This window comes from Vibrio sinensis (genome assembly GCF_003605645.1).
GTDB classification, from domain to species: domain Bacteria; phylum Pseudomonadota; class Gammaproteobacteria; order Enterobacterales; family Vibrionaceae; genus Vibrio; species Vibrio sinensis.
In genome coordinates this window covers 1-1,329 of sequence record NZ_QVMU01000075.1, presented here as the reverse complement: position 1 = coordinate 1,329, position 1,329 = coordinate 1, and the positions used below count along the sequence as shown (strand labels likewise).

The following is a 1,329-nucleotide window of genomic DNA, read 5'->3' as shown; positions in this document are numbered from 1 at the left end:
CTGAGGGATCCCCTCATAATTTCCCCAAAGCACAACCATGTTTGAATAGATTTTGAGCAAGCAGGGTTGCAGCCGCGAGCAAGTCTTCCCTCGTTATTGTGTAGCCAGAATGCCGCAAAACTTCCATCCCTAAGCGCACTGTTGAGAGTACATTTCGATTTTTGACAGTGTTAGCTTGGAAGTGCTTATCCCAACCTTGTTTCTGACCATGAACTCCAGCAAGCCAAAATGTCAGTTGAAGCATTAGGGCGATTAGCAGCATGATATCAAAGCGCTCTGAGCTGCTAGTTCGGCTATGACGGAGGCCTAAACCGTAGGCTGGGCTTTTCAAGTCTCGGAAGGTTTCTTCAATTTGCATACGCTTCGAGTAGAGCCTAACAAGTTGCTTTGGTGTTCGGATTTCAACGGGCAAGTTAGTCGCTAAAACCCATGGTTCTTTTGTCGAAGCGGAGTAGATTTTAGGTGACGGATGATGACAATTAGTCCGTGTCGAACGCTGATTTTTTCGGCCTTTAGGACGTGATTTATACAGTGCAATTTGACATGAAATTGGGTTGCTCTTAGTCAACCTCTTATAGCCTAAAGTCTTTGAGCGACTTGAGGATATGCTATGTAAGTTGCTGATAGGTTGCCAGTTTTCCGCACCTAAATCTGCATATTGCACTTTCCCTCTGACTCGACTTAACCAGTACCAACCTAGCTTTTCAACGGATTTATACCATGGCACTTTAAAGCCAGCATCACTGACAATGAGCGGTGTAGTGTTACTCGGTAGAATGCTTGCAAGGTCGGCTAGAAATTGGTCATGAGCCTTCTTTGAACATTGCTCTGAAAGCGGAAAGGCTTTCTCATAAAGAGTAATAGAACGACCATGTAGTGCCACCGAAGCCCGCAATACCATAAGCCGTTTTTGCTCACGAATATCAGACCAGTCAACAAGAACAATGGGCATCGAATTACCTGAACAGATAAAGCTGGCATGCCAACGGTATACAGCGAGTCGCTCTTTGTGCAAGTGACGATTACYTAACAATCTGTCGATTCGTTTGATGTTATGTTTTGTTCTGGCTTTCGTTGGCAGGTTACGACCAAGTTCGGTAAGAGTGAGCGTTTTACATTCAAGTAATGCGTGGCAAGCCAGCGTTAAACTGTTGAGTCGTTTTAAGTGCAATTCAGGGCAGAATTGGTAAAGAGAGTCGTGTAAAATATCGAGTTCGCACATCTTGTTGTCTGGTTATTGATTTTTCTCAGAACCATTTGATCACATGACAAGATGTGCATCTACCTTAAATTTATGATTTTTATCAAAATCATTAGGGGATTCCTCAG

1 protein-coding gene is annotated in these 1,329 nt (G+C 43.7%); it reads right to left on the bottom strand.

Features of this window, described 5'->3' with window-relative positions; all coding sequences use genetic code 11:
• Positions 1 to 13: 13 nt before the first annotated feature.
• Positions 14 to 1,222, bottom strand: coding sequence for an IS4 family transposase (locus DZ860_RS23710; RefSeq protein ID WP_120035717.1), 1,209 nt, complete (start codon positions 1,220 to 1,222; stop codon positions 14 to 16).
• Positions 1,223 to 1,329: the final 107 nt, after the last annotated feature.